Origin of the sequence: Streptomyces venezuelae, from assembly GCF_008642355.1 — a bacterium.
Taxonomy (GTDB): Bacteria; Actinomycetota; Actinomycetes; order Streptomycetales; family Streptomycetaceae; genus Streptomyces; species Streptomyces venezuelae_B.
Genome location: NZ_CP029193.1, coordinates 5,865,380 through 5,888,141, shown reverse-complemented (window position 1 = coordinate 5,888,141; position 22,762 = coordinate 5,865,380). Strand labels below are relative to the sequence as shown.

Here is a 22,762-nt window from a genome sequence, read left to right as displayed (position 1 = left end):
TCTGTCTCGCCCGCACTGGACGTCCACCTCAGGGACCGCCGGGCGCTCCGCCAGAACCCGTGTCGGCCCCCGGAACGTATGTTCCGGGGGCCGACCGACCTCCAAGTGCGTACCGCAGAGCCCTCAGCCGAGCCCGTGCATCCACCCGTGCCGGTCCCCCGCCTTGCCCCGCTGGATGTCGAGGAGTGCCTCGCGCAGCTTCAGGGTGACCTCGCCGGGCTGTCCCCCGCTCTGCTGCCACTCTCCCGCATTGCACTTGACCGTGCCGACCGGCGTGATGACCGCCGCCGTGCCGCAGGCGAAGACCTCCGTCAGCGTGCCGTTCTCGGAGTCCGTCTTCCACTGGTCGATGGAGACCCGTGCCTCCTCCGACTCGTACCCGAGGTCGCGGGCGACCGAGAGCAGGGAGTCGCGGGTGACGCCCGCGAGCAGCGAGCCCGTCAGGGTGGGGGTGACGATCTTGTTGCCGTACACGAAGTACAGGTTCATGCCGCCCAGTTCCTCGACCCACTTGTGCTCGACCGCGTCGAGGTAGGCGACCTGGTCGCAGCCCTTCGCCGCCGCCTCGGCCTGCGCGAGCAGCGACGCCGCGTAGTTGCCGCCGGTCTTGGCGTCGCCCATGCCGCCGGGCACGGCACGCACACGGTCCTCGGAGAGCCAGATCGAGACGGGCTTCACGCCGCCGGGGAAGTACGCGCCGGCGGGCGAGGCGATGACGACGAAGAGGTACTCGTTGGCGGGCTTCACGCCGAGCCCGACCTCCGTGGCGATCATGAAGGGGCGCAGGTAGAGGGACTCCTCGCCGCCGTGCGCCGGCACCCAGTCGATGTCCTGCTTCACCAGCAGGTCGCACGCCTCGATGAACGTCTCGACGGGCAGCTCGGGCATGCCGAGGCGGCGCGCGGAGGACTGGAAGCGGCGGGCGTTGGCGTCCGGCCGGAACGTCGCCACCGTGCCGTCGGGCTGCCGGTAGGCCTTGAGCCCCTCGAAGATCTCCTGGGCGTAGTGCAGGACGTTCGTCGCGGGGTCGAGGGAGAGCGGGCCGTACGGCACGAGCTGCCCGTCGTGCCAGCCACGGCCCTCCGTCCACTTGATCGTCACCATGTGATCGGTGAAGTGGCGGCCGAACCCGGGGTTCGCCAGGATCGCCTCGCGGTCGGCGGTGGCCAGCGGCGTCGATGAGGGCTTGAGCTCGATGCTCGGCGTCGTCGTCATGAGTACTTCGTCCTTCACGTGTGATGGTGACGGACCGCGCTCACATCCGTACGCCCAGTACTAGGACGTCCGAGTTTCCCTGCTGCTTTCACGGCCCCTCGTTCGATTATCGCTCGTGGGGTCCCGAGGGAGAAACGGCATGATTGCGGCCCGGGGGTCGATGGTGACACCCGGGCGGTACGCAAGAGAAGCCGCCGGGTGTCCTGCGTGGCCCGGCGGCCTCTGGTCGATCTTCGAGCTACCGGGTCAGCGCGCTACCCGTACGGCGAGCGCGTCGCCGATCTGCTCCGTGGTGCGGACCGTCTCGCCCCGCTCCGCCAGGTCGGCGGAGACCGCGTCCTCGATGCGCGCGGCCTCGGCCTCGAACCCGAGGTGGCGCAGGAGCAGGCCGACGGAGAGGACCGTGGCGGACGGATCCGCCTTGCCCTGGCCCGCGATGTCCGGGGCCGAGCCGTGCACCGGCTCGAACATGGACGGGAACTCGCGGCTCGGGTTGATGTTGCCGGAGGCGGCGACGCCGATGCCGCCGGAGACGGCCGCTGCGAGGTCGGTGATGATGTCGCCGAAGAGGTTGTCGGTGACGATCACGTCGAAGCGGCCGGGGTCGGTGACGAGGTAGATCGTCGCGGCGTCGACGTGGATGTAGTCGGTGGTGACCTCGGGGAATTCCTTGGCCACCCGGTTGAAGACGTTGGTCCAGAGGTGCCCGGCGTACGCGAGGACGTTGTTCTTGTGGACCAGCGTCAGCTTCTTGCGCGGGCGGGCCTGCGCGCGGGCGAAGGCGTCGCGGACGACGCGCTCCACGCCGAAGGCGGTGTTGACGGAGACCTCGGTGGCCACCTCGTGCGGCGTCCCGGTGCGGATCGAGCCGCCGTTGCCCGTGTACGGACCCTCGGTGCCCTCGCGCACGACGATGAAGTCGATCTCGGGCTGGCCCTTGAGGGGCGTCGCGACGCCCGGGAGCAGCTTCGAGGGCCGCAGGTTCACGTGGTGGTCGAAGAGGAAGCGGAGCTTCAGCAGGAAGCCGCGCTCCAGGACGCCGGACGGGACCGAGGGGTCGCCGATGGCGCCGAGCAGGATCGCGTCGTGCTGCTTGAGCTCTTCGACGTCGGCGTCGGTGAGGGTCTCACCGGTCGCGTGGTACCGCTTGGCACCGAAGTCGAATTCCTTCGTCTCGAGCTTCACATCCTGCGGAAGCACGGCGTTGAGGACCTTGAGCCCCTGGGCCACGACCTCTTGGCCGATGCCGTCTCCGGGGATGACTGCGAGATTGATGCTGCGAGAACTGGCCGACATGCAAGCACCGTACTCTTCGTCCCACGGGATGACATGCCGTGTCCGGCATGCGGACAGCCGCTTCACGGACCGCTCCTGTTCACCCGGGCGTAGGGCTGGAGTCGGGGCCCGCTGGGAAATTCCCTGCCATGGACACTCCCGATGTCGGCATCCCGGAACGGCTCGCGGCGCGGATGAGCATGCCCGAACAGCACGAGTACCTGCGCGCGAAGTTCTCCCGCCGCAAGGTCCTCGCCCGCTCGTTCGCGACGGCGGGGGCGGTGGGCGGGGTGGGCCTGCTGACCGGCAGTTCGGGGACCGCCGACGGCTCCGGCACGTCACCGGGGCACGCCGCGAGCGCGGCGAAAGTCCCCGCGCGCGTCGACGGCCGGTACGTGGCCCCCTTCGGCCGTCACCTCGCCTTCGGCGCCGACCCGAAGACGCAGATGCGGATCTCCTGGCAGGTGCCGCTCGCCGTCACGTCCCCTTACGTACGCGTGGGGACGAAGCCCTGGGAGCTCGACCGGAAGATCGAGGCGGAGGTGCGCGACCTGCACACCCCGTCGCTGTCGAAGAAGCTCCCCGCGGTCGAGCAGTACTACGTGCACGCGGCGCTCGACGGCCTGCGGCCGGGCACCACGTACTACTACGGCGTCGGCCACGACGGCTTCGACCCTGCGTCGCCCGAGCGGATGGCGACCGTCGGCTCGTTCAGGACCGCGCCCGCGCGCCCGGAGAAGTTCGTCTTCACGGCCTTCGGCGACCAGGGCGTCAGCTACCACGCACTCGCCAACGACCAGGTGATCCTGGGCCAGAACCCGTCGTTCCACCTGCACGCGGGCGACATCTGTTACGCGGACACGACCGGGCACGGCAAGGAGACGGACACCTACGACGCGCGCGTGTGGGACACCTTTCTCGCGCAGACGGAGTCCGTCGCCAAGTCGGTGCCGTGGATGGTGACCACCGGCAACCACGACATGGAGGCGTGGTACTCGCCGAACGGGTACGGCGGGCAGCGCGCCCGCTGGTCGCTCCCGGAGAACGGCTTCGACCCGCAGAACGCGCCGGGCGTCTACTCCTTCCGGTACGGGAACGTCGGCGTCGTCGCACTCGACGCCAACGACGTCTCGTACGAGATCCCCGCCAACAGGGGGTACACGGACGGGAAGCAGACCGCCTGGCTCGAGCGGCGCCTGCGCGAACTGCGCGCGGACGAGACCGTCGACTTCGTGGTGGTCTTCTTCCACCACTGCGTGTACTCGACGTCGACGCACGCCTCCGACGGCGGAGTGCGCGACGCGTGGCTGGAGCTGTTCACCAGGCACCAGGTGGACCTGGTCGTGAACGGCCACAACCACGTGTACGAACGCACGGACGCCATCAGGAACGGCGAGGTCGGCAAGCCCGTGCCGGTCGGCGCGTCGACCGATCCGACGCGCGACGGCATCGTGTACGTCACCGCGGGCGGCGCGGGCAAGGACCTGTACGGCTTCGGTCCGGGCGTGCGGGACAGCTACGAAAGCAACGTCCACGATCACGAGAGCATCGCGACCTTCCACTGGACGTCGTCACATCACGCCGACCCGGACAAGGTGGACTGGTCACGGGTGCGCTACACCGGCTTCTCGTTCCTCGCGGTGGAGGTCACGGCCGGGGCGCACCCCAGGCTCTCGGTCTCCGCGCTCGCCGGGACCGGCGAACGCGTCGACCACTTCGAGGTCGTGCGCGGGACGCGATGAGCCAGGCGAACTCAGTGGCCCGTCTCGCCGCCGTTGTCCCGGCGGTCGAGGGCTCGCTGGAGGGCGGCGGCGGCGTTCCTGCGCTCGGCGTCGCTGGTGCGGGAGGTGTGACGGACTCGGCGGGCGGTCGTCTCGGCCATGGGGGATCCACTCCTTGAGGGAAGGGTGTTTTCGTTCGAGACGCCGGGGGGCGGGGAGCTACGGAGCGGCAGGGTTCGCCTGCGCGCGGCTCCGGCTCACGACCGCCATTCGCTTGATCGAGCGAGACGTTCGGCTTCTTCCAAGCTAAGGGAGAACGGAGCGTGTGTCTCCACGATTACTCGGACTTCCTACTATCTGAGACGGGCTTCACGCGCATGCCGCCCTGAGCTCGCGGATCAGGGCGCGCACGGCTACCGAAAACGCCAGTTCAGGGGTGGTGACGTAGCCCACGGAGCGGGTCGGGCGCTCCCTTCCGAGATCGGTGATCTCGACGGTGTCCGGTGCTCCGGTGAGGGAGAGGGCGGGCATGATCGCCATACCGTGACCGCTGCTCACCATCGAGAGCACCGCTCCGTCGTCCTCGGTCAGGACGGTCGCCGAGGGAATCCAGTCCTGCCGACGCCACCACTCCCGTGTGTACGAGCCGCAGTTCTCGTGCCAGTCGACCAGCGGCAGCGAGCGCGGGTCGGGGTGGCCCGCCGGGTGCACCAGCGAGTAGGGCTCTTCGAGGAGTACGTGGCCGATGAGTCCGGCCGGCACCGGCGAGGTGCCTCCGAGCGTCGCGATCCCCACGTCGGCGCGCCCCTCGACGACCTCGCCCGCCGTGCCCGCGCCCAGTTCGCGCACCACCCGCACCTCCGGCCGGAGCCCGGGATGGCTCACGGCCAGGCGCTCCAGGGCGGCGGGCAGCAGATGCAGGGCGGCGCTGCGGAACGCGGCGATGCGCAGCGTCCCCTCTGCGGCACTCCCCTCCACACCCCCGTCGCCCCGGGCGGCCCCGCGCGCCTCCGCGACCAGGGTGTCGAGGAGTCGCAGCACGCGCCGGGCGTGCGCGGCCGCGGCGGTCCCGGCCGGAGTGGGCGTCGCGCCCTTCCTGCCGCGCTCGAAGAGCACGGCGCCGACCTTGCGCTCCGTGCCGCGGATGGAGTGCGAGACAGCGGACTGGGTCAGGCCGAGGGCCTGCGCGGCGGCGGAGAACCCGCGTTCCCTGTCGACCGCGACCAGGACGCGGAGCTCGTGGGGCGCGAGATCCGCAGGTGTCGTCGTCCGGGACACCGGCCTCACCTGCTTCTATGAGGGCCCTTCATGGTCCGGGCCGTTCCATGAACGCAACCCGCTCCCCGGCCGCCGCATTCCTGCCTACGGTCACGGACATGACCGACACCGCGCTCACCGTGCACCAGACGTCCCGCCCCCACGGCTTCCCCACCGCCGACCACTTCGCCTTCGTGGAGTCCCCACTCCCCCGGCCCACGCCCGGTACCGCCCTGGTCGAAGGCCTCTACTGGTCCGTCGACCCGTACCACCGCGAAATGATGGACGGCGACTTCGCGCTCCACGCCCCGCTGGAGGGCCGCACCATCGGCCGCGTCGTCGAGTCCCGCGACCCCGCCCTCGCCGAGGGCGACATCGTCGCCCACCGCCAGGGCTGGCGCACGCACGCCGTGGTCACCCCGGACGAGGTGCGCGTCCTCCCCCGCCTCGACGGCGTCCCCCTCTCCGCGCACCTGAGCATCCTCGGCGGCACAGGGCTCACCGCCTACGTCGGCCTCACCCGCATCGCCGAACTCCGCGCGGGCCAGGACCTGTTCGTCTCCGCCGCAGCCGGCGGGGTCGGCACGGCGACGGGGCGCCTCGCCCGGCTCATGGGCGCGGGACGCATGGTGGGCAGCGCGGGCACGGCGGCGAAGGCGGCGTACCTCACCGAACACGTCGGCTACGACGAGGTCTTCGACTACCACACGGGCCCGGCAGCCGACCTCCTCGCGAAGGCGGCGCCCGACGGCATCGACGTGTACGTCGACAACGTGGGCGGCGAGCACCTGGAGGCCGCGATCTCCTCCCTGCGCGAGCGCGGACGGATCGTACGGGTCGGCACGATCGCCCAGTACAACGCGACAGGCGCGCCCTACGCGCTGCGCAACCTCCCCGACATCGTCGAGAAGAGCCTCCGCATGGAGGGCTTCCTCGTCCGTGACCACTACGCGCTGCAGGAGGAGCTGTACGAATTCGTGGTGCCGCACCTGCGGAGCGGGCGGGTCGGTCTCGACGAGACGGTGGTCGACGGGTTCGACGCGATCGTGGACGCGTTCCTCGGAATGCTGCGCGGCGAGAACCGCGGAAAGATGATCGTCCGCGCGGGGGGCGGCCTGTAGCCGCCGCTAGTACACGTCCCCGTCGCGCCAGTCGATGAGGAGTTCGTGCGTCGGGTCGAGGTCCGCGCCCCAGAGCAGTGGGGGCTCCTCGTCGGGCATGTGGATCACGCCCGTCGGTCCGAGCGTGCCGACCGCGCCCTTCCACTCCTGCCAGCCGCGCGAGAGATAGAGCCGTGCGCCGTCGTCGGACGCGGACAGCGCGCCGAGTTCGTACGCGGCGTCGATGACCTGTTCCAGGGCGCCCATGATCTGTCCGCCGAGACCTCGCCGCTGCCGGTCGGGGCGGACGGCGACGGCCTCGACGTAACCGATCCGCAGGGAGCGGCCGTCGTGCAGGACGCGCCGCTGCACCACGGCGCCGTGGGCGAGCAGCGCTCCGGACTCGTCGTGGATGAGGGCGTGGACGCCGCCGAGTCCGTGCTCCCAGTCGTGGTCGCTGAAGTCGTCGTCGAAGGCGACGTCCATCAGGGCGCGCGCGTCCCGGAGTTCGGCCGCCGTCAGATCACTGGTGTGGGCTCTGCGCAGGGTGTTCACATCCCTACGGTACGCAGGCCGCGGCGGCGTACGCACCCCGATTTGGGCGTGCCCGGACGGCCGGGAGGTGATCCCGAATTGGTCTGCACCATGGCGCGGACACGGTCTCCCACCGCAGAATCGGAGCATGTCTCACACCGAGCAGCAGCGAGAGTGGACCCCCATCCACGGCGAGCCCTACAGCTCCGTCCCCTACCGCCCGGACCGTATGCCCGCCGCCGAATCCCTGGCGCACGCGGCCGAGTTGAGGGAGCGGATGCAGGAGCGCCGCACCGTGCGGCAGTTCGCGCCGGACCCCGTGCCCGAGCAGGTCGTGCGCGACGCCATCGCGTGCGCGGCGACCGCGCCGTCCGGCGCGCACCAGCAGCCGTGGACGTTCGTCCTCGTCCAGGACCCGGAGGTCCGCCGCCGCATCCGCGAGGCGGCGGAGCACGAGGAGCAGATCTCGTACGACGGCCGGCTCGGCGAGGAGTGGCTCGCGGCCCTGCGCCCCCTCGGCACGGACGAGGTGAAGCCGCACCTGACGGACGCGCCCGCCCTGATCGTCGTCTTCCAGCAGCGGTACTGGCTGGGCGAGGACGGCACCAAGCACAAGCATTACTACGTGGACGAGTCGGTCGGCATCGCGGTGGGGATGCTGCTGTCCGCCCTGCACCTGTCGGGCCTCGCCGCGCTGATCCACACGCCGAGCCCGATGCGGTTCCTGCGGGAGGTGCTCGGCCGCCCGGAGAACGAGAAGGCGTTCGCGGTGATCCCGGTGGGGTATCCAGCGGCGGACTGCCGGGTCCCCGACCTCGTACGGAAGTCGCTGGATCAGGTGCTCGTGGAGGTCTGAGCGGAGACCAGCAGGTCCGTCAGGGCCGGGTAGTCGGTGTAGCCCTCCGCGCCGTGCGTGTACAGGTGGGCCGCGTCGATCTCCTGGAGGGGCGCTCCCGCGGCGAACCGTTCCGGCAGGTCGGGGTTGGAGATGAACCCGCGCCCGTACGACACGAGGTCGGCGAGGCCGGCCGCGAGCACGGCCTCGCCCGCCTCCCGCGTCGTCGGGTCGCCGTTCTCACCGACGTTTCCGATCAGGAGGCCGTGCCAGCGGGGCCGCAGGTCGGCAAGGGCCGGGTAGCGGTCGTTGTCGGTGAGGTGGAGGTAGGCGAGGCCGAGTCCGTCGATCTCGTCGAGCAGCGCGCGGTAGACGGGCCCGGGGTCGGCCTCCGCCATGCCGAACTGCGGGTTGCCCGGCGAGAGCCGCAGCCCGAGCCGTTCGGCGCCGATGGCGTCGGCGACGGCGCGGACCACCTCGACGGCGAAGCGGATGCGGTCGGCGACCGAGCCGCGTCCGTACTCGTCGTCGCGGAGGTTGGTGTTGTCGGCGAGGAACTGGTGAATCAAGTAGCTGTTGGCACCGTGCAGTTCGACCCCGTCGAAGCCGGCCGTGACGGCGTTGCGGGCGGCGTCCACGAAGTCCTGGACCGCCGTGCGGATGTCGTCGCGGGTCATCTCGCGCGGGGCGACGTAGTCGGGCTTGGTGCCGTCGGGGCCGTGCGCGTGGCCGGGCGGCGTGACGGCCGACGGCGCGAGCGGCAGGTCCCCGTCGATACGGGCCAGCGGGTGGCCGTTGCGGCCGCCGTGCATGAGCTGCGCGTAGATGCGGCCGCCCGCGGCGTGCACGGCGTCGGTGACGCGCCGCCACCCCTCGACGTGGGCGGCGGTCTGCAGCCCGGGGTAGCGCCAGCCGCTCTGGCCGCGGCTGCTGGGCCAGATGCCCTCGGTGACGATGAGCCCGGCGCCCGCACGCTGGGCGTAGTGGTCGGCGACGACCGGCAGCGGGGTGCCGTCCTCCGCGGCCCGTGCGCGGGTCATGGGGGCCATCACCATGCGGTTGCGGAGGAGGCCGAGGGGGCCTGCGGAATAGGGCGAGAGAAGCGCGGTGTTCGTCATGCCGGAACGGTAGAAGCTGACACCGGTGTGAGATTCAAGTCCGGTAGTCACATGCGGGACCCAAGTACGAAGGAGCACGGCGTGCGGATCGGTGAGCTGGCGAAGCGTACCGCGGTGAGCGAGCGGTCCCTGCGCTACTACGAGGAGCAGGGCCTGCTGTACGCGGACCGCACCCCGGGCGGTCACCGCGACTACCCGGAGTCCGCGGTGGACCGCGTCGTCCACATCCAGGAGCTGTTCGCGGCGGGCCTGTGCAGCGCGAAGATCGTCCAACTCCTGCCGTGCATGCGGGACAAGGACGGCGGCCCGTCGGAGACCGCGACGCCGTGGCTCGTGGAGGAGTTGGCGCAGGAGCGGGCCAGGATCGACCGGCAGGTCGCGGAGTTGCTGCGGGCCCGCGACGTCCTGGACGAGGTGATCACGGCGGCGTCGCGGAACCCGCTGCCGGTACCGTCTGGATCATGACGTCATCCGCCTCCCGCCGCACCGTCCTCGGCACCGCGGCCGCCGCCCCCGTGCTCCTCTCGGTCCCCGGCACCGCGAGCGCCACGGCTCCCGCCGCCTCCGCCGCCCCCGCGACCCCGTCCGACGCCGCGCACCGCCTGCGCGCCCTGGAGGAGAGCTATCCGGGCCGCATAGGCGTCCACGCCCTGCACACGGGCACGGGCGCCGTCGTCGCCTACCGCGCCGACGAACGCTTCGCCATCGCCTCGACGTTCAAGGTCCTCGCGGCCGCGGCGATCCTGCGCCGGGCACGCGAACAGGAACCCGGACTGCTCGACGTACTCATCAGATACGGGCGCGACGACCTCGTCACGTACTCGCCGCGCACCGAGATGCACCTCGAAACGGGCATGACTGTACGGGAGTTGTGCGACGCCACCATCACCTACAGCGACAACTCCGCGGCCAATCTGCTGATGCGGCGCATCGGCGGGCCCGCCGGTGTCACCGAGTTCGCCCGCTCGCTCGGCGACTCCCGCACCCGGCTCGACCGGTGGGAGACCGACCTCAACACCAACATCCCCGGCGACCGGCGCGACACGACGACCCCGGCGGCGATGACCGCGAACCTGCGCGAGCTCGTCCTCGGCAAGGCCCTCCACCCGCTCGACCGCGGCCAGTTGATCCGCTGGCTCGTGGAGAACACCACCGGTGACAAGCGGATCAGGGCCGGGCTCCCGGAGGGCTGGCGGGTCGGCGACAAGACGGGATCGCCCGCATACGGAGGGGTCAACGACGTCGCCGTGGCCTGGCCGCCGAAGCAGGCGCCGCTGGTCGTCTCCGTGTACACGACCCGCCTCGACCCGGACACGCCCGGCGAGGACCGCATCGCGGAGGACATCACCCGCATCGCCGTCGACGCCCTGACCTGACCTGACCTCATCTGACCCTGGACATGACACCGCCTCCGACCGGGGTGGGGCCCAGATCGGAGGCGGGGTTCAGGGGGCGGACCGCCGGGACACAGGCCCTGGTCCGCCGGGAGGGCGTCAGCCCATGTGCGGGTAGCCGTACTCGGTCGGCGGGACCAGCGTCTCCTTGATGGCGCGGGTCAGCGTCCACCGCTGCAGGTTCTGCGGGGCACCGGCCTTGTCGTTGGTGCCGGAGGCGCGGCCGCCGCCGAAGGGCTGCTGGCCGACGACGGCGCCGGTCGACTTGTCGTTGATGTAGAAGTTGCCCGCGGCGTAGCGGAGCTTCTCCATCGTGTGCGCGGCGGCGGCGCGGTCGTTCGCGATGACCGAGCCGGTGAGCGCGTAGTCGGAGACCGACTCCATCTGGGTCAGCATCGCGTCGTACGCGTCGGCCTTGCTGTCGTCGTACACGTGCACGGCGAGGAACGGACCGAAGTACTCGGTCGTGAAGACCTCGTTGGCCGGGTCCGAGCACTCGACGACGGTCGGGCGCACGAAGTAGCCGACCGAGTCGTCGTACGTGCCGCCGGCGACGATCGTGCAGGTGTCGTCGGACTTGGCGCGGTCGATGGCCGCCTTGTTCTTGGCGAACGCGCGGTCGTCGATGACGGCGCCGATGAAGTTCGACAGGTCGGTGACGTCACCCATCTTGATGCCGTCGACCTCGGCCGCGAACTCCTCCTTGAAACCGTCGTTCCAGATGGAGGCCGGGATGTAGGCGCGCGAGGTCGCGGAGCACTTCTGGCCCTGGTACTCGAAGGCGCCGCGGGTCAGCGCGGTCTTCAGGATCGCGCGGTCGGCGCTCGGGTGGGCGACGACGAAGTCCTTGCCGCCGGTCTCGCCGACGAGACGCGGGTACGTGCGGTACTTCGCGATGTTCTCGCCGACCGTCTTCCACAGGTGCTGGAAGGTCGGGGTCGAGCCGGTGAAGTGGATGCCGGCCAGGTCGCGGTGGTGGAGGGCGACCTCCGAGACGGCGATGCCGTCACCGGTGACGAGGTTGATGACGCCCTTGGGCAGGCCCGCCTCCTCCAGGAGCTGCATGAGCAGCACGGCGGCGTGCGTCTGCGTCGGGGACGGCTTCCACACGACCACGTTGCCCATCAGGGCGGGGGCGGTCGGCAGGTTGCCCGCGATGGCCGTGAAGTTGAACGGCGTGATCGCGTAGACGAAGCCCTCGAGCGGGCGGTGGTCCAGGCGGTTCCAGACGCCGGTCGCGTTGGCCGGGGGCTGCTCGGCGAGCAGGTCACGGGCGTACTTCACGTTGAAGCGCCAGAAGTCGACGAGCTCGCAGGGCGTGTCGATCTCGGCCTGCTGGGCGGTCTTCGACTGGCCGAGCATCGTGGAGGCGGCCAGGGTCTCGCGCCACGTGGTGGAGAGCAGCTCGGCGGCGCGCAGGATGATCGCGGCGCGGTCGTCGAAGGACATCGCGCGCCACGCGGGGGCGGCGGCCAGGGCGGCGTCGATCGCGTCCTGGGCGTCCTGCTGGGTGGCGCCGCGGCCGGTGCCGATGACGGCCTGGTGGTTGTGCGGCTGCACGACCTGGAAGGGCTCGCCGCCACCGAGACGCTTCTCGCCGCCGATGGTCATCGGCAGCTCGATGGGGTTCTCGGCGAGCTCCTTGAGCTTGGTCTCGAGGCGGGCACGCTCCGGGGAACCGGGGGCGTAGCCGTGCACCGGCTCGTTGACCGGCGCGGGGACCTGGGTCACAGCGTCCATGAGTTCCGTATCTCCTTAAGGGGGGTCGGGGGAAGGGAGCTCAGCCCTTGGTGAGGATGGAGCGGCCGAAGAAGAGGAGGTTCGCCGGCTTCTCCGCGAGACGGCGCATGAAGTAGCCGTACCAGTCGGTGCCGTAGGCGGTGTACACCCGCATGCGGTGGCCCTCGGCGGCGAGCCGCAGGTGCTCGTCGCTGCGGATGCCGTAGAGCATCTGGAATTCGTACTCGTCCAGTTTGCGCCCCGCGCGCCGCGCGAGCTCCTGCGCGATGGAGATCAGGCGCGGGTCGTGGGACCCGATCATCGGGTACCCGTCACCCTCCATGAGGATGCGCATGATCCGCACGTACGCCTTGTCGATCTCCGCCTTGTCCTGGTACGCGACCTCGGCGGGCTCCTTGTAGGCGCCCTTCACGATGCGGACGCGGCTGCCGTTCGCGGCGAGGCGGCGGGCGTCGTCCTCGGTGCGGAACAGGTAGGACTGGATGACGCAGCCGGTCTGCGGAAAGTCCTTCCGCAGCTCGTCGTGGATGGCGAACATCGAGTCGAGGGTGGTGTGGTCCTCGGCGTCCAGGGTGACCGTGGTGCCGATCGCGGCGGCGGCCTCGACGACGGGGCGCACGTTGGCGAGGGCGAGCTCGTGGCCGCCCTCCAGCGCCTGGCCGAACATCGAGAGCTTCACGGACATCTCGGCCTTGGTGCCGAGCCCGAGGTCCTTCAGGCGCTCGATGAGCTCCAGGTACGCGTCGCGGGCGGCGTGGGACTGCTCGACGGTGGTGATGTCCTCGCCCACCACGTCGAGGGTGACCTCGAGGCCCTTGTCGGCGGCGTCCGCGACGATCGGGACGACCTGGTCGACACCCTCACCGGCGATGAACCGCGCCACGACCTGCTTGGTGCCGGGGGCCGCCGATACAAAACGGCGCATCTTGTCGCTGCGCGACGCGGCGAGGATCACGGGACCCAGCACGGGGCACCTCCACGGGTGTACGAAATCGGGGGCCATACCGACATAGCCCTACGTGAAGGGAATGCGGTGGTACGGCACGGAGAACCACCGTGAAATTTAAGGATCCACCCGAACGTGGGCCATCGACAGCTGTCACGCGTTCGTGCCCTGGATCTCAGACAAATGTATGAAGAATGTCCAGAGGCGCGCGAGAATGGGGCCATGAAGGGCGATTACCAAGAACTGGTCGACGAGATCTCGACACTGCTCGGCGCTCCCGCGACCCTGGAGAACCGGGATTTCGAGCTGATCGCCTTCGGCGCGCACGACGGCGGGGGCGACAGCGGCTTCGACGCGACCGTCCTCGACCCGGTCAGGACCCGGTCGATCCTGACCCGGCGCTCCACGGCCGAGGTCCGCTCCTGGTTCGAGAGCTTCGGCATCACCCGCGCCACGGCCCCGGTCCGCATCCCGCCCACCCCGGAGGCGGGCGTCCACCGCGGCCGCATCTGCCTTCCCGTACGCCATCGGGGGTTCGCCCTCGGATACGTGTGGCTGCTCGACGGCGACCCGGGCCCCAGCGACCAGCAGCTGACCGCCGCGATGGAGGTGGCGCACCGGATCGGCGCACTGCTCGCCGACGAGGCGCAGGCCGGGGCCGACCTGACCCGGGAGTTCCGTGCGGTCCTGACGGCCGAGCGCGGCTGGCAGCGCGACATGGCGGTGGCCGCGCTGCGCACGGCGCTCGGCTCGCGCGGCGAGGGCCTGCACGCCGTGGTGTGCGTGGCACCCTGGCGTTCGGCGGACCCGGACGACGCCCCGGCGGCGCGCACGGTGCCGGGCGCGGCGGCCGTGTGCACGGTGCCGTGGGGCACGACCGCGCAGTCCCTCGCGGCGCTGGTGCGGCTGCGCTCGGCCGACGCGCCGGCGCCCGCGCACACGGCGGCGTCGCGGCTGCTCGACGCGGCGCCGGGCGCGGCGGCCGGCGTCGCGGGGGCCCGGCACGGCCTGGAGGACCTGGGCGCGGCGTGGTGGGAGGCGTCGGGGGCGGCGCGCGCGGCGCTGGCGGAGCGGCGCTTCGGCCCGGTGGCGCAGTGGTCGGACGTGGGCCCCTACCGCCTGTTGACCGCCCTGCCCCCGGAGGCGGCGCACGACCCCGTGGGCACGGAGCTGCTCGGCCCCGCCCACCGCGAACTCGCCCGCACCGCCGAGGTGTTCCTCGACTGCGCGGGCCAGGCGGGCCGCGCGGCCGCCGAGTTGGGCATCCACCGCCAGACCCTCTACTACCGCCTGTCCCGCGTGGAACAGCTCACGGGACTCGACCTGGACGAGGGCGAGGACCGGCTGCTGCTGCACATGGTCCTGAAGTCGTCACGACTGTAAGAGTCGCGCAACGGACCGCCATGCTCATGATCGTGGGGCGATACGGTTCTCCGCGTCCGAAGATCCATCCCTCCACCCCGGAGAACCCACATCTCATGAAGTTCAGGCTGTTGGCCCCCGCGGTCGCCTTCTCCGCCCTGGCCCTCGTCGGCGGCACCGCCGTCACGAGCGGCACCGCCGTCGCCGCGTCGAAGCCCGACTGCTCCCGGCAGATCGTCAACGTCCCCGCCAAGGAAGCGGTCAAGGTGCGCACCTCCAAGAAGGTGAACGCCACCGCCGTCAGCCAGTGGAACAAGGGCAAGAAGGGCAGTCTCTGCAACGACGGCCACTTCTACACGGGCCAGAAGTACAAGAAGTGCGGCAAGACCAGCACCAAGTGGCTGTACGGCAGCGAGTTCGGCAAGAAGCGGGGCTGGATCCCCGCCGCCTGCATCAAGTGGTCGTAACCACCACAGCCCCGAGGCCGGTCCGCACCGCGGGCCGGCCTCAGCCGTCTCCGGCCCGCCTCAGTCGGTCTCCGCGACCCGCTCCATCACGCGCCGCAGCCCCTCGGTGAGTTGCTCGGCGGTCGTCGCCGAGTCCGGGTCGAAGAGCCACTGCACCATCAGGCCGTTGAGGAGCGTGGTGTAGAAACGGCCCTCGCTCTCCACCAGGTCCTCGGGGAGCTCGCTCTCCTCGATGCCGGTGAACAGCGCCGCCATCCCCGCCGTCCCCTCCTTCTGCGCCGCGATCAGCAACTCCCGGATGCCCGCGAGGCGTTCGCCCTGCGTGATCACTTCCAGCGTCATCATCCAGATCGGACGCATCTCGGGAACCGACCGGATGACGTTGCCCCACACCCGCTGGAAGCGCTCCAAGCCGCCCGCCTCGGCGGCAGCCCCGTCCCGCGCCCCCTCGAAGTCGGTCCCCAACGGCTCGACCAGCGCGATGTACGCCTCCGCGAGCAGCGCGTCCTTGGACCCGTAGTGGTAGCCGATGGACCCGAGGTTCGTGCCCGACTCCTTCACGATGTCGCGGGCCGTCGTACGCACGAACCCCTTCGCCAGCAGACAGCGTTTCGCGCCTTCGAGCAGATCTTCACGGTGTCCCATGCGAGGCACCCTAGCCCGATCCCATACAGACGTCCCACACAAACGTCCTATACGACCGTACTAGACAACCGTATAAGACGTCCGTACAGTCCTCGCCATGCAGATGAACCCGCGTGCCACCCGCAGGGAATGGGCCGCCCTCGCCGTCCTGATGCTCCCGCTCCTCCTGGTCTCCATGGACGTGTCCGTCCTCTACTTCGCGATCCCGGAGATCAGCGCCGACCTCGCGCCCAGCGGCACCCAACAGCTGTGGATCTTCGACATGTACGCCTTCGTCCTGGCCGGACTCCTGATGACGATGGGCGCGGTCGGCGACCGCATCGGCCGCCGCAGGCTCCTCCTGTTCGGCGCCGCGGCCTTCGGCGCCGCCTCCCTCGCCGCCGCGTACGCGAACAGCGCCGAGACCCTCATCGCGGCCCGCGCGGTCCTCGGCATCGGCGGCGCCACCCTCATGCCGTCCACGCTGGCGATCGTGCGCGACCTGTTCCGGGACGAAGGACAGCGCGCCAAGGCGATCGGCATATGGCAGGGCGTCCTGGTGGCCGGCGTGGCGCTCGGCTCGGTGCTGAGCGGCGTCCTCGTCGAGTACTTCTGGTGGGGCTCGGTCTTCCTGGTCAACCTGCCCGCGATGGCACTGCTCCTGGTCCTCGCGCCCCATCTGATCCCGGAGTCCAGGGACCCGCGCCCCGGCCGCTTCGACCTGCTGAGCGTGCCGCTGTCGATGGCCGCCGTGCTGCCGCTCGTCTGGGGCCTCAAGGAGATGCCCGCCGAAGGCGTCGAACTCCCCTACGTCGCGTCCGTCGCCGTCGGCCTCTCCTTCGCCGCCCTCTTCGTGCACCGCCAGCGCACCGCCGCCTCGCCGATGATCTCGCCGGACCTGTTCCGCGGCCGTGGCCGCGCCTTCGGTGCCGCCATCTCCCTCAACCTCATCTCCTCGCTGACGATGATGGGTTCGGCGTACTTCACCACGCAGTACCTGCAGTCCGTGCTCGGCAAGAGCGCGATGGAGGCGGCGCTGTGGGCGCTGCTCCCCTCGGTCCTCATCGGTTTCGCCGCCCCGGTCGCCACGGTGCTCGTGCAGCGCGGCATGGACCGCGCCCACGTCGTCGCCACCGGCTTCGCCGTCTCCGCCTGCGGCTACGGTCTGCTCGCCCTGACCGGCACGTCATCGCTCCGGCTCGTCCTCGCCGGGGCGGGCGTGCTGGCCTGCGGCGCGGTCATCGTCGGTTCGCAACTCACCGACCTGGCGCTCGGCACGGCTCCGCCGGAGAAGGCGGGCACGGCGTCCTCGCTCCTGGAGACCGGTCAGGAGTTCGGCGGCGCGATGGGCATGGCGCTGCTCGGCTCCATCGGCAACACGGTCTACCGGAGCCACATGCCGGAGACGTCCCCGGCCGAGGCCCGCGAAACCCTGACGGGCGCGGTGGCGACGGCCTCCCACCTCCCCACCCGAACGGGCGATGCCCTCCTGGCCTCGGCAAGGGAGGCCTTCACCACGGGCATGCACGTGGCGGCGGTGACGGGGGCGGTACTGCTGCTCACGGCGGCGGGGGTGGCGGCGGTGGCTCTGAAGGGCGTCCACACACGCCAAAACGCCGAACAGGCGGAGCATTCCAGCCTGTCCGGCGTTTGACGACGAACTCGGCGAAGCCGGTGACCCACGGCAACCGAAGCCGCGGGAGTACGGGTCCGTACTAGTCGGTCAGGTCGACCGCGCGGGCGGACTCCGCCCCGATCTCCGCCGCCAGCTCGTTCAGCACCGCCTGCGACACGTTGTCGTCCACGGTGAGGACGGCCAGCGCCTCGCCGCCCACGTCGGCGCGAGCGACCTGCATGCCCGCGATGTTGATGCCCGCCTCGCCGAGGACACGGCCGACCGTGCCGACGACGCCCGGACGGTCGGCGTACCGGAGGACGACCATGTGGTCGGCGAGCGCCAGGTCCACGTCGTACTCACCGATGGAGACGATCTTCTGCAGGTGCTTCGGTCCGGCCAGCGTGCCGGAGACGGCGATCTCCTCGCCGCCGGAGAGCGTGCCGCGCACGGTGACCACGTTGCGGTGGTCGGGCGACTCGGAGCTCGTGGTCAGCCGGACCTCGACGCCGCGCTCCTGCGCGAACAGCGGCGCGTTCACGTACGACACCGTCTCGTCGACGACGTCCTCGAACACGCCCTTCAGCGCGGACAGTTCGAGCACCTTCACGTCGTGCTGGGTGATCTCGCCGTACACCTCGACGTCGAGGCGGGCCGCGACCTCCTGGGCGAGCGCGGTGAAGATCCGGCCGAGCTTCTCGGCGAGCGGCAGGCCGGGACGGACGTCCTCGGCGATGACGCCGCCCTGCACGTTCACCGCGTCGGGCACGAGCTCACCGGCGAGGGCGAGGCGCACCGACTTGGCGACGGCGATGCCCGCCTTCTCCTGCGCCTCGTCCGTGGAGGCGCCGAGGTGCGGGGTGCAGACGACCTGGTCGAACTGGAAGAGCGGGGAGTCCGTGCAGGGCTCCTTCGCGTACACGTCCAGGCCGGCGCCGGCGACGCGGCCCTCCTTGAGGGCGGAGTGCAGCGCCTCCTCGTCGACGATCCCGCCGCGCGCGGCGTTGACGATGCGGACGGACGGCTTGACCTTGTGCAGCGCCTCGTCGCCGATGAGACCGAGGGTCTCGGGCGTCTTGGGGAGGTGCACGGTGATGAAGTCCGAGACTTCGAGCAGCTCGTCGAGGGAGAGCACCTTGACGCCCATCTGGGCGGCGCGCGCGGGCTGCACGTACGGGTCGTACGCGACGACCTTCATGCCGAAGGCGCTCATGCGCTGCGCGACGAGCGCGCCGATGCGGCCGAGGCCGACGACGCCGAGGGTCTTCTCGGCCAGCTCGACGCCGGTGTACTTCGAGCGCTTCCACTCGCCGTTCTTCAGGGCGGTGTTGGCCTGCGGGATGTTGCGCGCGGTGGCGAGGAGCAGGCCGCAGGCGAGCTCGGCGGCGGTGACGATGTTCGAGGTCGGTGCGTTCACGACCATCACGCCGGCCTTGGTGGCGGCCGACACGTCCACGTTGTCCAGACCGACACCCGCGCGGGCGACGACCTTGAGCTTCCTGGCGGCGGCGATGGCCTCCGCGTCGACCTTGGTCGCGGAGCGGACCAGGATCGCGTCGACGTCGGCGATGGCGGGCAGCAGCTCGGCGCGGTCCGCGCCGTTGCACTGACGGATCTCGAAGTCCGGCCCGAGCGCGTCGACGGTGGCGGGCGACAGCTCTTCGGCGATGAGTACGACCGGTTTGCCGGTTGCAGCAGTGCTCACGTGAGTCCTCACAAGTCCCTTGCGGACGGCCGTCCCGACGGCCGCAGGCGGAGTCGCTTAGCCGCGTGGAAGACGCACGACGCTGTGGGCCCGACGCGAATGTTGAACAGAAGTGTAGTGGCGCCATGGACGTCGTCGTGCTTCTCGGTGGAAGGATCACTCGTCCGTGGCTGGACACGATGGACAAGGGCCGGGACGGCTGCCCCGGCCCTTGTCGTCACGACTTACGCGTCGTCGTCGTTGACCCAGCTCATGAGCTTGCGCAGCTCCTTGCCGGTGGTCTCCAGGAGGTGGTTCTCGTCCTGGGTCTTGTACTCGTTGTACCTCTTCAGACCGCCGTGGTACTCGTCCATCCAGTTCTTGGCGAACGTGCCGTCCTGGATCTCGGCGAGGACCTTCTTCATCTCGGCCTTGGTGGCGTCCGTGATGATCCGCGGGCCGGTGATGTAGTCGCCCCACTCGGCGGTCTCGGAGACGGACCAGCGCATCTTCTCCAGGCCGCCCTCGTACATGAGGTCCACGATCAGCTTCAGCTCGTGGAGGCACTCGAAGTACGCGATCTCCGGCTGGTAGCCCGCCTCGGTCAGGGTCTCGAAGCCCGCCTTGACCAGCGCGGCGGTGCCGCCGCAGAGCACGGCCTGCTCGCCGAACAGGTCGGTCTCGGTCTCCTCGGTGAAGGTCGTCTTGATGACGCCCGCACGCGTGCCGCCGATGCCCTTGGCGTACGAGAGCGCCAGCTCGAAGCCCTTGCCGGTGGCGTCCTGCTCGACGGCCGCGATGCACGGGACGCCGCGGCCCTCCTCGTACTGACGGCGGACCAGGTGGCCCGGACCCTTGGGGGCGACCATGCAGACGTCGACGCCCTCGGGGGCCTTGATGAAGCCGTAGCGGATGTTCAGGCCGTGGCCGAAGAACAGGGCGTCGCCGTCCTTGAGGTTGTCCTTGATGGACTCCTCGTAGACCTTGGCCTGGATCGGGTCCGGCACCAGGATCATGATGACGTCGGCCTCGGCCGCCGCCTCGGCGGGGGTGACGACGCGCAGGCCCTGCTCCTCGGCCTTCGTCTTCGACTTGGAGCCCTCGTGCAGACCGACGCGGACGTCGACACCCGAGTCACGGAGCGACAGCGCGTGGGCGTGGCCCTGGCTGCCGTAACCGATGACCGCGACCTTGCGGCCCTGGATGATGGACAGGTCGGCGTCGGCGTCGTAGAACAGCTCGGCCACTGGGAATCTCCTATGTGTGCTGGTGTTGCGTCCCACCGTACGGCGGGTTCAGGGAGGGAAGGTCTCGGGTCTCGGTATCCGAGAGGGGTACCGGCGCGTACCGGTCAGGCGCTGCGGTCGAGCGCCCGCAGGCTGCGGTCGGTGATGGAGCGGGAGCCGCGGCCGATGGCGATCGTGCCGGACTGGACGAGCTCCTTGATGCCGAAGGGCTCCAGCATCTTGAGCATGGCCTCCAGCTTGTCGCTGCTGCCGGTCGCCTCGATGGTGACGGCCTCCGGGGAGACGTCCACGGTCTTGGCGCGGAACAGCTGGACGATCTCGACGATCTGGGAGCGGGTCTCGTTGTCGGCGCGGACCTTCGCCAGGACGAGTTCGCGGGCGACCGCGGCGCCCGGCTCCAGTTCGACGATCTTCAGGACGTTGACGAGCTTGTTGAGCTGCTTCGTGACCTGTTCGAGCGGCAGGTCCTCGACGTTCACGACGATGGTGATGCGCGAGATGTCGGGGTGCTCGGTGACGCCCACGGCGAGCGAGTCGATGTTGAAGCCGCGGCGGGAGAACAGGGCGGCGATCCGGGCGAGGATGCCGGGGGTGTTCTCGACCAGGACGGAGAGCGTGTGCTTGGTGGACATGACTCTTGGTCTCTCTTTCGCTCTCGGTCTCAGTCGTCTTCGTTGTCGCCGAAGTCGGGGCGGACGCCCCGGGCTGCCATGACCTCGTCGTTCGAGGTGCCGGCGGCGACCATCGGCCACACCTGGGCGTCCTCGTGGACGATGAAGTCGACGACGACGGGCCGGTCGTTGATGGCGTTGGCCTCGGCGATGACCTTGTCGAGGTCCTCGGGGCGCTCGCAGCGCAGCGCCACGCAGCCCATGGCCTCCGACAGCTTCACGAAGTCCGGGACGCGGGTGCCCTTGTTGGGGCCGATGTCCTCGGGACCGCTGTGCAGCACCGTGTTGGAGTACCGCTGGTTGTAGAACAGCGTCTGCCACTGGCGGACCATCCCGAGGGCGCCGTTGTTGATGATGGCGACCTTGATCGGGATGTTGTTCAGGGCGCAGGTGGTGAGCTCCTGATTGGTCATCTGGAAGCAGCCGTCGCCGTCGATCGCCCAGACCGTGCGGTCGGGCCGCCCGGCCTTGGCGCCCATCGCGGCCGGGACCGCGTAGCCCATCGTTCCGGCGCCGCCGGAGTTGAGCCAGGTGGCGGGCTTCTCGTACTCGATGAAGTGCGCGGCCCACATCTGGTGCTGGCCGACGCCCGCCGCGAAGATCGTGCCCTCCGGGGCGAGCTGTCCGACGCGCTCGATGACGTGCTGCGGCGAGAGCGAGCCGTCCTCGGGCTGCGTGTAGCCCAGCGGGTAGGTGTCGCGCCAGCGGTTGAGGTCGGCCCACCAGGCGGCGTAGTCACCCGTGTGGCCCTCGGTGTGCTCGGCCTGGACGGCCTGGACGAGGTCGGCGATGACCTCGCGGGCGTCGCCGACGATCGGCACGTCGGCGGCGCGGTTCTTGCCGATCTCGGCCGGGTCGATGTCGGCGTGGACGATCTTCGCGTACGGCGCGAAGCTGTCCAGCTTGCCGGTGACGCGGTCGTCGAAGCGGGCTCCGAGGGCGACGATCAGGTCGGCCTTCTGCAGCGCGGTGACGGCGGTGACCGCACCGTGCATGCCCGGCATTCCCACGTGCAGCGGGTGGCTGTCGGGGAATGCGCCGAGCGCCATCAGTGTGGTGGTGACGGGCGCTCCGGTGAGTTCGGCGAGGACCTTCAGCTCCGCGGTGGCCCCGGCCTTGATGACACCGCCGCCGACGTAGAGCACCGGCCGCTTGGCGGCGGTGATCAGCTTGGCGGCCTCGCGGATCTGCTTGGCGTGCGGCTTGGTCACCGGGCGGTAGCCGGGCAGGTCCTGCTGCGGCGGCCAGGAGAACGTCGTCTGCGCCTGGAGGGCGTCCTTGGCGATGTCCACGAGGACGGGTCCCGGGCGTCCGGTCGAGGCGATGTGGAAGGCCTCGGCGATGGTGCGCGGGATGTCCTCGGCCTTGGTGACCAGGAAGTTGTGCTTGGTGATCGGCATCGTGATGCCGACGATGTCCGCCTCCTGGAAGGCGTCCGTGCCGATGGCCTTGGAGGCCACCTGGCCGGTGATCGCGACCATCGGGACGGAGTCCATGTGGGCGTCGGCGATCGGGGTGACCAGGTTGGTGGCGCCGGGGCCGCTCGTCGCCATGCAGACGCCGACCTTGCCGGTGGCCTGCGCGTAGCCGGTCGCGGCGTGACCGGCGCCCTGCTCGTGCCGGACCAGGACGTGCCGCACCCGGGTGGAGTCCATCATCGGGTCGTACGCGGGGAGGATGGCGCCGCCCGGAATGCCGAACACCGTGTCGGCCCCGACTTCCTCGAGAGAACGAATGAGGGACTGCGCACCCGTGACGTGCTCGACGGGGGCGGACTGCTGTCCTGAGGATCGGGGCCGCGGCTGCGGATGGTGGGCCCCGGTGGCCTGCTCGGTCATCGGCATTCTCTTCTCGAAGCTGAGGGTTTTTGCGGGGTGTTTGCGGGGGTTTGGCAGGTGCCAGTGCAACAAAAAACCCCTCGTGCCGTGAGGCAAGCGAGGGGAGCGCGCCGGGTGCG

21 protein-coding genes are annotated in these 22,762 nt (G+C 70.4%); 8 read left to right on the top strand and 13 right to left on the bottom strand.

Translation table 11 applies throughout. The features are described from left to right. Positions 1-123 precede the first annotated feature (123 nt). Entirely contained in the window at positions 124-1,215 is a 1,092-nt protein-coding gene (locus DEJ47_RS27315) for a branched-chain amino acid aminotransferase (protein WP_150172580.1), read from the bottom strand. Between the two features lie 246 nt (positions 1,216-1,461). Then, positions 1,462-2,511: a 3-isopropylmalate dehydrogenase gene (locus DEJ47_RS27310; protein ID WP_150172578.1), complete on the bottom strand. Its 1,050-nt coding sequence runs from the start codon at positions 2,509-2,511 to the stop codon at positions 1,462-1,464. A gap of 128 nt (positions 2,512-2,639) precedes the next feature. On the opposite strand from DEJ47_RS27310, the gene DEJ47_RS27305 reads away from it, so the two are divergent. After that, positions 2,640-4,232 (top strand): purple acid phosphatase family protein, encoded by a 1,593-nt coding sequence (locus DEJ47_RS27305; protein WP_150172576.1) that lies wholly within the window; start codon positions 2,640-2,642, stop codon positions 4,230-4,232. 11 nt (positions 4,233-4,243) lie between these two features. Here the strand turns inward: DEJ47_RS27305 and DEJ47_RS37440 are convergent, their stop codons facing one another. Both DEJ47_RS37440 and DEJ47_RS27300 read right to left on the bottom strand, forming a co-directional pair. Further along, positions 4,244-4,372 (bottom strand): hypothetical protein, encoded by a 129-nt coding sequence (locus DEJ47_RS37440; protein WP_263398816.1) that lies wholly within the window; start codon positions 4,370-4,372, stop codon positions 4,244-4,246. Between the two features lie 208 nt (positions 4,373-4,580). Further along, positions 4,581-5,489, bottom strand: a complete 909-nt coding sequence (locus DEJ47_RS27300; protein WP_190415587.1) for a LysR family transcriptional regulator — start codon at positions 5,487-5,489, stop codon at positions 4,581-4,583. A gap of 98 nt (positions 5,490-5,587) precedes the next feature. Here DEJ47_RS27300 and DEJ47_RS27295 point away from each other — a divergent pair, with 98 nt between their 5' ends. Continuing rightward, positions 5,588-6,589 (top strand): NADP-dependent oxidoreductase, encoded by a 1,002-nt coding sequence (locus DEJ47_RS27295; protein ID WP_150172572.1) that lies wholly within the window; start codon positions 5,588-5,590, stop codon positions 6,587-6,589. A 6-nt stretch (positions 6,590-6,595) separates the two neighbouring features. Here DEJ47_RS27295 and DEJ47_RS27290 read toward each other — a convergent pair whose 3' ends face one another. Next, the gene (locus DEJ47_RS27290; RefSeq protein ID WP_398338292.1) at positions 6,596-7,165 is read right to left on the bottom strand and encodes a GNAT family N-acetyltransferase; all 570 of its coding nucleotides are present in this window, start codon (positions 7,163-7,165) and stop codon (positions 6,596-6,598) included. An 85-nt stretch (positions 7,166-7,250) separates the two neighbouring features. Between DEJ47_RS27290 and DEJ47_RS27285 the strand changes: the two genes are divergently transcribed. Continuing rightward, a complete protein-coding gene (locus tag DEJ47_RS27285) occupies positions 7,251-7,958 on the top strand; it encodes a nitroreductase family protein (protein WP_150172568.1) in 708 nt (235 codons plus the stop codon). Here the strand turns inward: DEJ47_RS27285 and DEJ47_RS27280 are convergent. After that, complete coding sequence (locus tag DEJ47_RS27280) at positions 7,937-9,055, bottom strand: alkene reductase (RefSeq protein ID WP_150172565.1); 1,119 nt, start codon at positions 9,053-9,055, stop codon at positions 7,937-7,939. The genes DEJ47_RS27285 and DEJ47_RS27280 overlap by 22 nt on opposite strands. Positions 9,056-9,136: 81 nt before the next feature. Between DEJ47_RS27280 and DEJ47_RS27275 the strand changes: the two genes are divergently transcribed. After that, positions 9,137-9,520, top strand: a complete 384-nt coding sequence (locus DEJ47_RS27275) for a MerR family transcriptional regulator (protein ID WP_150175899.1) — start codon at positions 9,137-9,139, stop codon at positions 9,518-9,520. After that, positions 9,517-10,431 (top strand): class A beta-lactamase, encoded by a 915-nt coding sequence (bla, locus tag DEJ47_RS27270; RefSeq protein ID WP_150172563.1) that lies wholly within the window; start codon positions 9,517-9,519, stop codon positions 10,429-10,431. The genes DEJ47_RS27275 and bla overlap by 4 nt, the downstream gene beginning before the upstream one ends. A 117-nt stretch (positions 10,432-10,548) precedes the next feature. On the opposite strand, the gene pruA is transcribed toward bla, so the two are convergent. Together pruA and DEJ47_RS27260 are read right to left on the bottom strand one after the other, a co-directional pair. Continuing rightward, positions 10,549-12,189 (bottom strand): L-glutamate gamma-semialdehyde dehydrogenase, encoded by a 1,641-nt coding sequence (pruA, locus tag DEJ47_RS27265; RefSeq protein ID WP_150172561.1) that lies wholly within the window; start codon positions 12,187-12,189, stop codon positions 10,549-10,551. A gap of 40 nt (positions 12,190-12,229) precedes the next feature. Further along, positions 12,230-13,156: a proline dehydrogenase family protein gene (locus DEJ47_RS27260; RefSeq protein ID WP_150172559.1), complete on the bottom strand. Its 927-nt coding sequence runs from the start codon at positions 13,154-13,156 to the stop codon at positions 12,230-12,232. A 201-nt stretch (positions 13,157-13,357) separates the two neighbouring features. On the opposite strand from DEJ47_RS27260, the gene DEJ47_RS27255 reads away from it, so the two are divergent. Both DEJ47_RS27255 and DEJ47_RS27250 read left to right on the top strand, forming a co-directional pair. Then, positions 13,358-14,518 carry a PucR family transcriptional regulator gene (locus tag DEJ47_RS27255; protein ID WP_223828525.1) on the top strand — a complete coding sequence of 387 codons (1,161 nt, stop codon included), beginning with the start codon at positions 13,358-13,360 and terminating at the stop codon, positions 14,516-14,518. A gap of 95 nt (positions 14,519-14,613) precedes the next feature. Beyond that, entirely contained in the window at positions 14,614-14,964 is a 351-nt protein-coding gene (locus DEJ47_RS27250; protein WP_150172555.1) for a hypothetical protein, read from the top strand. A gap of 60 nt (positions 14,965-15,024) precedes the next feature. Here DEJ47_RS27250 and DEJ47_RS27245 read toward each other — a convergent pair whose 3' ends face one another. After that, positions 15,025-15,609 (bottom strand): TetR/AcrR family transcriptional regulator, encoded by a 585-nt coding sequence (locus DEJ47_RS27245; protein WP_150172553.1) that lies wholly within the window; start codon positions 15,607-15,609, stop codon positions 15,025-15,027. 97 nt (positions 15,610-15,706) lie between these two features. On the opposite strand from DEJ47_RS27245, the gene DEJ47_RS27240 reads away from it, so the two are divergent. Next, a complete protein-coding gene (locus DEJ47_RS27240) occupies positions 15,707-17,242 on the top strand; it encodes an MFS transporter (protein ID WP_150172551.1) in 1,536 nt (511 codons plus the stop codon). A gap of 61 nt (positions 17,243-17,303) precedes the next feature. Here DEJ47_RS27240 and serA read toward each other — a convergent pair whose 3' ends face one another. The 4 genes from serA to DEJ47_RS27220 all read right to left on the bottom strand — a co-directional run bounded on the left by serA (position 17,304) and on the right by DEJ47_RS27220 (position 22,643). Then, positions 17,304-18,908, bottom strand: a complete 1,605-nt coding sequence (gene serA, locus DEJ47_RS27235) for a phosphoglycerate dehydrogenase (protein WP_150172549.1) — start codon at positions 18,906-18,908, stop codon at positions 17,304-17,306. A gap of 224 nt (positions 18,909-19,132) precedes the next feature. After that, the gene (ilvC, locus tag DEJ47_RS27230; RefSeq protein ID WP_150172547.1) at positions 19,133-20,134 is read right to left on the bottom strand and encodes a ketol-acid reductoisomerase; all 1,002 of its coding nucleotides are present in this window, start codon (positions 20,132-20,134) and stop codon (positions 19,133-19,135) included. A 104-nt stretch (positions 20,135-20,238) separates the two neighbouring features. Further along, positions 20,239-20,766, bottom strand: a complete 528-nt coding sequence (gene ilvN / locus DEJ47_RS27225; protein WP_055568881.1) for an acetolactate synthase small subunit — start codon at positions 20,764-20,766, stop codon at positions 20,239-20,241. A gap of 29 nt (positions 20,767-20,795) precedes the next feature. Next, positions 20,796-22,643, bottom strand: a complete 1,848-nt coding sequence (locus tag DEJ47_RS27220) for an acetolactate synthase large subunit (RefSeq protein WP_190415585.1) — start codon at positions 22,641-22,643, stop codon at positions 20,796-20,798. Between the last annotated feature and the right edge of the window lie 119 nt (positions 22,644-22,762).

What these genes read in the sequence shown, in the direction of transcription:
- DEJ47_RS27280 (WP_150172565.1), bottom strand. Translation starts at nt 9,055, where the DNA reads ATGACGAACACCGCGCTTCTCTCGCCCTATTCCGCAGGCCCCCTCGGC.
- DEJ47_RS27305 (WP_150172576.1), top strand. Translation starts at nt 2,640, where the DNA reads ATGGACACTCCCGATGTCGGCATCCCGGAACGGCTCGCGGCGCGGATG.
- bla (WP_150172563.1), top strand. Translation starts at nt 9,517, where the DNA reads ATGACGTCATCCGCCTCCCGCCGCACCGTCCTCGGCACCGCGGCCGCC.
- DEJ47_RS27220 (WP_190415585.1), bottom strand. Translation starts at nt 22,643, where the DNA reads ATGACCGAGCAGGCCACCGGGGCCCACCATCCGCAGCCGCGGCCCCGA.
- DEJ47_RS37440 (WP_263398816.1), bottom strand. Translation starts at nt 4,372, where the DNA reads ATGGCCGAGACGACCGCCCGCCGAGTCCGTCACACCTCCCGCACCAGC.
- DEJ47_RS27240 (WP_150172551.1), top strand. Translation starts at nt 15,707, where the DNA reads ATGCAGATGAACCCGCGTGCCACCCGCAGGGAATGGGCCGCCCTCGCC.
- DEJ47_RS27315 (WP_150172580.1), bottom strand. Translation starts at nt 1,215, where the DNA reads ATGACGACGACGCCGAGCATCGAGCTCAAGCCCTCATCGACGCCGCTG.
- DEJ47_RS27255 (WP_223828525.1), top strand. Translation starts at nt 13,358, where the DNA reads ATGAAGGGCGATTACCAAGAACTGGTCGACGAGATCTCGACACTGCTC.
- DEJ47_RS27310 (WP_150172578.1), bottom strand. Translation starts at nt 2,511, where the DNA reads ATGTCGGCCAGTTCTCGCAGCATCAATCTCGCAGTCATCCCCGGAGAC.
- DEJ47_RS27245 (WP_150172553.1), bottom strand. Translation starts at nt 15,609, where the DNA reads ATGGGACACCGTGAAGATCTGCTCGAAGGCGCGAAACGCTGTCTGCTG.
- DEJ47_RS27295 (WP_150172572.1), top strand. Translation starts at nt 5,588, where the DNA reads ATGACCGACACCGCGCTCACCGTGCACCAGACGTCCCGCCCCCACGGC.
- pruA (WP_150172561.1), bottom strand. Translation starts at nt 12,189, where the DNA reads ATGGACGCTGTGACCCAGGTCCCCGCGCCGGTCAACGAGCCGGTGCAC.
- DEJ47_RS27250 (WP_150172555.1), top strand. Translation starts at nt 14,614, where the DNA reads ATGAAGTTCAGGCTGTTGGCCCCCGCGGTCGCCTTCTCCGCCCTGGCC.
- ilvN (WP_055568881.1), bottom strand. Translation starts at nt 20,766, where the DNA reads ATGTCCACCAAGCACACGCTCTCCGTCCTGGTCGAGAACACCCCCGGC.
- DEJ47_RS27285 (WP_150172568.1), top strand. Translation starts at nt 7,251, where the DNA reads ATGTCTCACACCGAGCAGCAGCGAGAGTGGACCCCCATCCACGGCGAG.